This is a genomic window from Pseudomonas sp. HLT2-19-2 (assembly GCF_054898005.1).
This window is the reverse complement of sequence record NZ_CM142712.1, coordinates 1,012,883-1,020,000: the sequence shown is the minus strand read 5'-3', so window position 1 is coordinate 1,020,000 and position 7,118 is coordinate 1,012,883. Positions and strand designations below refer to the sequence as shown.

The window sequence follows — 7,118 nt, the reverse complement described above, 5'->3', positions numbered from 1 at the left end:
TTCCTTCCTATATCTACGCATTTCACCGCTACACAGGAAATTCCACCACCCTCTACCATACTCTAGCTCGACAGTTTTGAATGCAGTTCCCAGGTTGAGCCCGGGGATTTCACATCCAACTTAACGAACCACCTACGCGCGCTTTACGCCCAGTAATTCCGATTAACGCTTGCACCCTCTGTATTACCGCGGCTGCTGGCACAGAGTTAGCCGGTGCTTATTCTGTCGGTAACGTCAAAACACTTACGTATTAGGTAAATGCCCTTCCTCCCAACTTAAAGTGCTTTACAATCCGAAGACCTTCTTCACACACGCGGCATGGCTGGATCAGGCTTTCGCCCATTGTCCAATATTCCCCACTGCTGCCTCCCGTAGGAGTCTGGACCGTGTCTCAGTTCCAGTGTGACTGATCATCCTCTCAGACCAGTTACGGATCGTCGCCTTGGTGAGCCATTACCTCACCAACTAGCTAATCCGACCTAGGCTCATCTGATAGCGCAAGGCCCGAAGGTCCCCTGCTTTCTCCCGTAGGACGTATGCGGTATTAGCGTCCGTTTCCGAGCGTTATCCCCCACTACCAGGCAGATTCCTAGGCATTACTCACCCGTCCGCCGCTCGCCACCAGGTACAAGTACCCGTGCTGCCGCTCGACTTGCATGTGTTAGGCCTGCCGCCAGCGTTCAATCTGAGCCATGATCAAACTCTTCAGTTCAAACATCTTTGGGTTTTTAAGAAACCCTAAACTTGGCTCAGCAATCGTTGGTTACATCTTTGATTTCTCGCGGAGTAACTTGTGATGCTGATAATCTTGTTGACTATCAGTCTGACTCCACAAGCACCCACACGAATTGCTTGATTCAGTTGTTAAAGAGCGGTTGGTTAAGATCTTTCGTCTCAACCGAGGCGCGCATTCTACAGCAGCCTCTGTTGCTGTCAAGCGGTTATTTTCAGAAGTTTTCAAAGTTTCCTTTGTAACTTCAACCACTTGCGCTTTCGATCTCTCGTCAGCGGGAGGCGAATTCTACAGCGTTACTCGCTGCTGTCAACACCTCTTTTTCAACCCCCTTTCGCGCTTCGATGACCTGAAGCAACTCGCTGTCGAAAACTGCGTAACTCATTGTTTACCAAGGAGTTTTCCGTTTCGACTGCGCCGGAAGTGGGCCGAATTATAGACTTCCAGAATCTGCCGTCAATACCTAATTTCACAATTCTGTCATATACGTCAAAAAAGCCCCTGAAACGCAAAGGCCGGCCCCAAGGGCCGGCCTTCTTCCCTTCTACTTACAAGCTAGGGAATGCGAACTGCGAAGCTTCATGGCTCGCCCGTTGTGGCCAGCGCTGGGTAATGGCCTTGCGGCGGGTGTAGAAACGCACGCCATCCGGACCATAAGCATGCAGATCGCCGAACAGTGAGCGCTTCCAGCCACCAAAGCTGTGATAAGCCACTGGCACCGGCAACGGCACATTGACGCCAACCATGCCGACTTCGATCTCATCGCAGAACAACCGCGCCGCTTCCCCATCACGGGTAAAGATGCAGGTGCCGTTGCCGTACTCGTGATCGTTGATCAGCTGCATCGCCTCTTCCAGGCTGTTAACCCGGACAACACACAACACCGGCCCGAAGATCTCTTCTTTATAGATGCGCATCTCTGGCGTGACGTTATCGAACAGGCAGCCACCCAGGAAGAAACCTTCCTCATGACCGGCCACGCTCAGACCACGACCATCCACCACCAAGGTCGCACCAGAAGAAACACCGTCTTCTATATAGCCACTGACTTTGTCGCGAGCCTGACCGGAAACCAGCGGCCCCATGTCCAGACCGCATGAAGTACCGGCACCGATTTTCAGAGCCTTGATTTGCGGTACCAACTTGGCCACCAGCGCATCCGCCACCTGGTCACCGACGCACACAGCCACCGAGATCGCCATGCAACGTTCACCGCAAGAACCGTAGGCCGCGCCCATCAGTGCGCTGACCGCGTTATCCAGATCCGCATCCGGCATCAGTACCGCATGGTTCTTCGCGCCACCCAGTGCCTGAACGCGCTTGCCGCGCTTGGTGCCTTCGGCGTAGATGTATTCGGCAATCGGCGTCGAACCAACGAAGCTCAACGCTTTGACTTCCGGCGCTTCGATCAGCGCATCCACTGCAGCCTTATCGCCGTGTACTACGCTCAGCACGCCTTTCGGCAGACCGGCTTCCACCAACAATTGAGCAATCAATAGCGTCGAACTTGGGTCACGCTCGGACGGCTTGAGGATAAAGCAGTTGCCGCAGACGATCGCCAGTGGATACATCCACAGCGGCACCATGGCCGGGAAGTTGAACGGAGTGATACCAGCCACCACGCCCAACGGCTGGAAGTCTGACCAGGCATCAATGTTCGGGCCGACGTTACGACTGTATTCGCCCTTGAGGATTTCCGGCGCTGCGCAAGCGAACTCGACGTTCTCGATGCCGCGCTTCAACTCACCCGCCGCATCTTCCAGCGTCTTGCCGTGCTCTTCGCTAATCAGCTGCGCGATCCGCGCTTCGTTCTGTTCCAGCAGTTGCTTGAAGCGGAACATCACCTGAGCACGTTTGGCCGGAGGAGTGTTACGCCAGGCCGGGAACGCAGCCTTGGCCGAGTCGATGGCTTTTTGAATGGTTTCGCGGCTGGCCAATGGCAGCTTGTGGATCGCCTGGCCGGTGGACGGGTTGTACACGTCAGCCGTGCGACCGTCTTCGGTCACCAGTTCGCCATTGATCAAATGCGGGATAAGGCTCATGCGGGGCTCCTGAAAAGTTGTCCACAGGCACCCTTCAAAGGGGCGCCTCTATATAGAGGGGAAAAATCAGTCGATCTTGTTCAGCACTTCGCCGACCGCGTCGAACAGACGATCAAGGTCTTGCGGCTTGCTGTTGAAGGTTGGGCCGAACTGCAGGGTGTCGCCGCCGAAGCGCACGTAGAACCCAGCTTTCCACAGGGCCATGCCGGCTTCGAACGGACGCACTATGGCGTCGCCGTCGCGAGGCGTGATCTGGATCGCACCGGCCAAACCGTAGTTACGAATGTCGATAATGTTCTTCGAGCCTTTCAGACCGTGCAGCGCATTTTCGAAATGCGGTGCGACTTCGGCCACGCTCTGCACCAGGTTTTCCTTTTGCAGCAGGTCGAGTGCTGCCAGGCCAGCGGCACACGCCACCGGGTGGGCGGAATAGGTATAGCCGTGCGGGAATTCCACCGCGTACTCAGGCGTCGCCTGGTTCATGAAAGTCTGGTAGATCTCGGAGCTGGCAATCACCGCGCCCATCGGAATCGCGCCGTTAGTAACTTGCTTGGCGATGCACATCAAGTCCGGGGTCACGCCGAAGCTGTCGGCGCCGAACATCGAACCGGTACGGCCGAAGCCGGTGATCACTTCGTCGAACACCAGCAGGATGTTGTGCTGATCGCAGATCTCGCGCAGACGCTTGAGGTAACCCTGTGGCGGAACCAGGACGCCAGCGGAACCGGCCATTGGTTCGACAAACACTGCCGCGATGTTCGAAGCGTCATGCAGTTCGATCAGTTTGAGCAGTTCATCCGCCAGGGCGATACCGCCCTCTTTCGGCATGCCTCGGGAATAGGCATTGCTCGCCAGCAAGGTGTGCGGCAGGTGATCGACGTCCATCATCGCCTGACCGAACATTTTGCGGTTGCCGTTCACGCCACCGAGGCTGGTGCCGGCGATGTTCACGCCGTGATAACCACGGGCACGGCCGATCATTTTGGTCTTGGTGGCCTGGCCTTTCAGACGCCAGTAAGCACGAACCATCTTGACCGCCGTGTCCGCGCACTCGGAGCCCGAGTCAGTGAAGAATACGTGATTCAGATTGCCCGGGGTCAGGTCGGTGATTTTCTCAGCCAGTTGAAACGACAGAGGATGGCCGTACTGGAAGCCTGGCGAATAATCGAGAGTGCCCAACTGCTTGGCGACCGCGTCCTGAATTTCCTTGCGGGTATGCCCGGCACCGCAGGTCCACAGACCGGACAGCGAGTCATACACTTTGCGGCCCTTGTCATCTATCAGCCAACTGCCTTCAGCCGCCACGATCAGTCGCGGATCGCGCTGGAAATTACGGTTGGCGGTGTAGGGCATCCAGTGAGCATCGAGCTTGAGCTGGCTGGCCAGGGAGTTCGGGGCGTTTTCAGGCACATTCATGGGCAAAACCTCGAAGGGCAATAAGCGGCATAGAGATCAAAAGCGTTCTTGCAGCTAAATTGCCATGGGGATAAAGTCGGTGAAATCCAACTCTTCTAACGTTCAGTCAGGTCACCACTAAACTATGAGCAGCCGCCGCCCAGATCCACTGGCGCAAGTCAGTGACTTTGATATTCGCCTGTTACGAATATTTCGCAGCGTGGTGGAATGCGGCGGCTTCTCCGCAGCGGAATCAGTGCTGGGCATAGGTCGTTCGGCGATCAGCCAGCAAATGAGCGATCTGGAACAACGCCTAGGCCTGCGTTTATGCCAGCGCGGTCGCGCCGGGTTTTCCCTGACCGAAGAAGGTCGCGAGGTTTACCAATCGGCGCTGCAGCTCTTGAGTGCGCTGGAAAGTTTCCGCACCGAGGTCAACGGTCTGCACCAACATTTGCGCGGCGAATTGACCATCGGCCTGACCGACAACCTGGTCACCCTCCCCCACATGCGCATCACCCACGCCTTGGCGCAATTGAAGGAACGCGGTCCGGACGTGCAAATACAGATTCGCATGATCGCGCCCAACGAAGTCGAACAAGGCGTGCTCGACGGTCGATTGCATGTCGGCGTGGTGCCACAGGCCAGTGCGCTGTCGGGGCTGGAATATCAGCCGCTCTATAGCGAACGCTCGCTACTGTATTGCGCGGTCGGTCATCCGTTGTTTTATGTCGACGATAAACAACTGGATGACGAACGCCTCAATAGCCAGGACGCCATCGCGCCGACCTTCCGCTTGCCAGCGGAGATCCAGGCCCATTACCAGGCGCTCAATTGCACCGCCAGTGCCTCGGACCGTGAAGGCATGGCGTTCCTGATCCTGACCGGGCGCTACATCGGTTACCTGCCGGACCACTACGCCAGCCTCTGGGTGCAGCAAGGCCGATTGCGTGCGCTGAAACCGCAAGCGCGGTTCTATGACCTGAGCCTCGCATCGGTCACTCGCAAGGGCCGTCGCCCGCATTTGGTGCTGGAAAGCTTTTTGGAGAGCCTGGCGGCGACGCGCTAGAAAGTCCTGGCCTTTTATTGCGTCAGGACTTGTCTGACGCCCGTGGGTGCGCTATCAACGCACAGGATGCACCCACCCCACTTGTTCGGAAGTGCCTATGACCTTTGAAGTCCCCGCTCACGGCGGCAAACCTGCCAGCCGCATTCGTCAGAAGAACGAAGAGACCATCATCAAAGCCGCCGAAGACGAGTTCGCCCGTCACGGGTTCAAAGGCACCAGCATGAACACCATCGCCCTGAATGCCGGATTACCCAAGGCGAATCTGCATTACTACTTCACCAACAAACTCGGTTTGTACGTGGCGGTGTTAAGCAACATCCTCCAGTTGTGGGACAGCACCTTCAACACCCTGACCGCTGAAGATGATCCGGGCGAAGCGCTGACGCGTTATATCCGCGCCAAGATGGAATTCTCCCGTCGTCAGCCGCAAGCCTCGCGGATTTTCGCCATGGAAGTCATCAGCGGCGGCGAATGCCTGACCGAGTATTTCAATCAGGATTATCGCGCTTGGTTCCAGGGCCGGGCCGCCGTGTTCCAGGCGTGGATCGATGCCGGCAAGATGGACCCGGTAGACCCAGTGAACCTGATCTTCCTGTTGTGGGGCAGCACTCAGCATTACGCCGATTTCGCCACACAGATATGCCGTGTCAGCGGGCGCACCAAGCTAACCAAGCAAGACATGGAAGACGCCGGCAACAACCTGATCCACATTATTCTCAAGGGCTGCGGCCTGACGCCAACGATCTAAGACACTTATGCCTTTTACCCTCAGCGGTTTTTGCGAGTACCGCGAAGAGATTCGCAAAAGCCGTTTCATCACCTTCGCCGCGCCGATCAGCAGCCCTGCTGAAGCCCAGGCGTTCATTGAACAGCACAGCGATTTGAATGCCTCGCACAATTGCTGGGCCTGGAAGCTTGGCGATCACTACCGCAGCACTGACGATGGCGAGCCTGGCGGCACTGCTGGGCGGCCGATTCTGGCGGCGATCGAAGCGCAGGATTGCGATCAGGTCGCCGTACTGGTAATTCGTTGGTATGGCGGTATTCAACTTGGTACCGGTGGCCTCGCACGGGCGTATGGCGGCGGCGCCAACAAGTGCCTGCAAGCCGCGGCGAAGGTTGAGTTGATCAGTCGAGTGCCGGTGAGCTGCGCCTGTGCGTTTGGTGAGTTGCCGCTGGTGAAGCTTCGGGTGGCGGAACTGGGTGGATTGGTTGTGGAAGAAACGTTCACGGCCAACGGCGTAGACCTGCGATTGGCGATCGGCGAAAGCCAGATCAATACTCTGCAAACGCAGCTGGCGGACTTGAGTCGCGGACGCATTTTGTTGCAGCACTAATCGCACCAACAACGTTCACAGCCCTTTCGTCGAACCGGTGCATTTGCCCACATCTACTGTGCACCCGGCTGTGGATAACCTGAGCACACCCGGCTGTAACCCTTGTGTCATGCGGCTTTGCGGGCTTTGCTCACTTTTCGTTCAATTCGCCATCAAAAAAGCTAAATCCACGTAAAAACAATCAGTTAGCTCGGTTTATCACCTTTAGAAGAAAGCTGCGCAGTGCTTATGCCCAAGCGTCGGGCTTGCGCACAAATACTGTGGAGCAATCTGTGGATAACCCGTTCATGACTGTCGCGGCCCCATGTCCGGTATGGCTTGCCGTCAGCTGCTCGTTTTTTGACCAGATACCCTGAGCAAAACCGGAGCCTGATCAACGGCTTTGCCCTCAAGTGGTGCCTGGTTCGGGATCGACATTGGGCGAGGCGCCGTCTTCAAAGCCTTCACCTGTAACGCTTTTGAGCATTCCTGACTTAATGGCCAGGAAATTACTATGTCCACAGGCATCACTTCAATCGACCCGCGAACGGCAGCGGGTGGAAATC

5 protein-coding genes and 1 rRNA gene (1 of these 6 cut by a window edge) are annotated in these 7,118 nt (G+C 56.6%); 3 read left to right on the top strand and 3 right to left on the bottom strand.

Annotated features, from left to right (window positions below):
• The 3 genes from ACYZTU_RS04680 to aptA all read right to left on the bottom strand — a co-directional run.
• Positions 1–712: ribosomal RNA gene (locus ACYZTU_RS04680) — 16S ribosomal RNA — on the bottom strand (it extends 827 nt beyond the left edge of the window).
• Positions 713–1,281: 569 nt separating this feature from the next.
• The gene (locus ACYZTU_RS04675; RefSeq protein ID WP_449645860.1) at positions 1,282–2,775 is read right to left on the bottom strand and encodes a CoA-acylating methylmalonate-semialdehyde dehydrogenase; all 1,494 of its coding nucleotides are present in this window, start codon (positions 2,773–2,775) and stop codon (positions 1,282–1,284) included.
• Positions 2,776–2,841: 66 nt separating this feature from the next.
• On the bottom strand, positions 2,842–4,191 hold the full coding sequence (gene aptA, locus ACYZTU_RS04670; RefSeq protein ID WP_461968383.1) for an omega-aminotransferase AptA: 1,350 nt from the start codon (positions 4,189–4,191) through the stop codon (positions 2,842–2,844).
• Positions 4,192–4,315: 124 nt separating this feature from the next.
• On the opposite strand from aptA, the gene ACYZTU_RS04665 reads away from it, so the two are divergent.
• The 3 genes from ACYZTU_RS04665 to ACYZTU_RS04655 all read left to right on the top strand — a co-directional run bounded on the left by ACYZTU_RS04665 (position 4,316) and on the right by ACYZTU_RS04655 (position 6,573).
• The gene (locus tag ACYZTU_RS04665; protein ID WP_461968381.1) at positions 4,316–5,236 is read left to right on the top strand and encodes a LysR family transcriptional regulator; all 921 of its coding nucleotides are present in this window, start codon (positions 4,316–4,318) and stop codon (positions 5,234–5,236) included.
• A gap of 97 nt (positions 5,237–5,333) precedes the next feature.
• The gene (locus ACYZTU_RS04660) at positions 5,334–5,984 is read left to right on the top strand and encodes a TetR/AcrR family transcriptional regulator (RefSeq protein ID WP_461968379.1); all 651 of its coding nucleotides are present in this window, start codon (positions 5,334–5,336) and stop codon (positions 5,982–5,984) included.
• A gap of 7 nt (positions 5,985–5,991) precedes the next feature.
• The gene (locus ACYZTU_RS04655) at positions 5,992–6,573 is read left to right on the top strand and encodes an IMPACT family protein (protein ID WP_461968377.1); all 582 of its coding nucleotides are present in this window, start codon (positions 5,992–5,994) and stop codon (positions 6,571–6,573) included.
• The last annotated feature ends 545 nt before the right edge of the window (positions 6,574–7,118 follow it).